The 1,568-nt window shown below is 56.7% G+C and carries 2 protein-coding genes and 1 pseudogene; all 3 read right to left on the reverse strand.

Annotated features, from left to right (window positions below; translation table 11 throughout):
- Positions 1–75 precede the first annotated feature (75 nt).
- Positions 76–573, reverse strand: coding sequence for a hypothetical protein (locus J8I34_RS33905; RefSeq protein WP_029050495.1), 498 nt, complete (start codon positions 571–573; stop codon positions 76–78).
- A 114-nt stretch (positions 574–687) separates the two neighbouring features.
- On the reverse strand, positions 688–903 hold the full coding sequence (locus J8I34_RS33910; protein ID WP_209778438.1) for a hypothetical protein: 216 nt from the start codon (positions 901–903) through the stop codon (positions 688–690).
- Between the two features lie 158 nt (positions 904–1,061).
- Positions 1,062–1,306, reverse strand: a pseudogene (locus J8I34_RS33915) (transposase); the annotation flags it as partial.
- Between the last annotated feature and the right edge of the window lie 262 nt (positions 1,307–1,568).

The following is a 1,568-nucleotide window of genomic DNA, read 5'->3' on the forward strand; positions in this document are numbered from 1 at the left end:
CTCTCTCGCATTGCGAAAACCGCGGTCACTGGCCCGTGCGACATCAAGCGCAAACCTCATTGATCAGCATGTCCCTTAGGTCACTGCGTCCGTGAGCATATCCTTTCCCGTGTTCAACGCCAACGACAACGCCATGTCTGCCTCGCCTACGCCGGGAAGTGCCAGCAAAGCAATTTGTCCGACCCCGAACGCCCCCTTGACCATTTCGGTCGGGTCACCGTCAACCACCCCGTCGATAATCTCTTCAACGCCGGTGAAGCCGCCGTTGACCGTCGAAGCAAGACTATCGAACACTCCGGATGCGAGTCTGCTGGCAGCGCCATCCGTGATCGAATTCAGCGCAGCGCCAATGGGAGTGATGCCGACTGCCGCACCCGCAGTGTCGGCGACACCGTTGACGCACTCCTTGCAGCCATTATCGAACTCGTTAGCGCCTGCCTTTATTAAGGCTGGATTGATGGTCAGAACACCGCCAACCGTTTTCAAGGCGCCTTCGGCGACATCCTTAATGCCATCGGCAACTTCCTTAATGCCATCGCCAATCTTTTCAAAAGCATTCTTCACTGCACTCATTTTGTGAACTCCTCGTTCGTGTTTCTCACGGGCTGGCACTCGTCAAATCGCATGCCAGCCATAACAAAACGAGTGGCCGGACAGATATAGCTGCCGACCAGCGCGCTTTAGACTTTAGTGGGGAGCGGCCTGCTTAACGCTATCACCGAGAGCTTTCATAAAGCTCGCCACCGCATTGGTGATCGAGATCTTCGCGCTTTGTTTTGCTGTGAGTATGGCCGTCTCTTGAGTGGTTTTAGTCAATTTTTCGATTTCATCCGATGCATTACCTGCGTCCGTTATTGTGCTCCCTGCTCCAGCAGTCCCAGAGCCCTTTGATACACTACTCATAACAGTTTCTCCTTCTCGGTTAAGAAATGCCACCCTCGGTGGCGAACAGTGCTTCGTGCCGGCGCTCACGCCGGTGGCGTGCCGCGTTCGTTCTCCGCGAGCTCGCCTAGGGAGACGCTAATGAGCGCTGGCGCTAGATATTGCACAAGTCAAGGACACGCATGCTCCTCGTGGCCATGCAGCAAAGCATGCGCTTGCGACACATCCGACTCATTGGCCGCGGTGCCCACCACCACGCTGTGCACCAGCCCGGAAGCCGCGTCCAGCGCCCGGCCTCACAAAATGCCACGCATTACCCTTCTTGGCCTGGTGCATCGCCGGGTGGCGCCTCGATGATGGTGGCATCCACAATCGTGCCCTCCTTCATCATCATCAGCCCCCGCTCGCACACATCAGCGGAGAGCAGGCGGCGAACCGCTTCGCGAAATTCTTGTCACACGGCACACGAGAATTCCAAGCATCCCTGGTGCCGAAATAGTGGACAAAGAAACGGTGGATGACGCCATTACGTGACAGAAGAAGGTTTCGCTCGCCACTACCTGCCGACGAGCGCATGGGAGCGGCTCGCATAGTGCGCATGAGCGGCCAGGCTGCTGCATTCTTCCCTTGCGTGGCTTTGCGCATGACCTATTGATTCTTCATCAACGTTTCGACCGACGACTTCG

Origin of the sequence: Cupriavidus phytohabitans (assembly GCF_017815025.1) — a bacterium.
In the GTDB taxonomy this organism is placed as follows: Bacteria; Pseudomonadota; Gammaproteobacteria; order Burkholderiales; family Burkholderiaceae; genus Cupriavidus.

Bases quoted from the DNA above. Each gene is read 5' to 3' on its own strand.
- J8I34_RS33910 (WP_209778438.1), bottom strand. From the start codon at position 903: ATGAGTAGTGTATCAAAGGGCTCTGGGACTGCTGGAGCAGGGAGCACA.
- J8I34_RS33905 (WP_029050495.1), bottom strand. From the start codon at position 573: ATGAGTGCAGTGAAGAATGCTTTTGAAAAGATTGGCGATGGCATTAAG.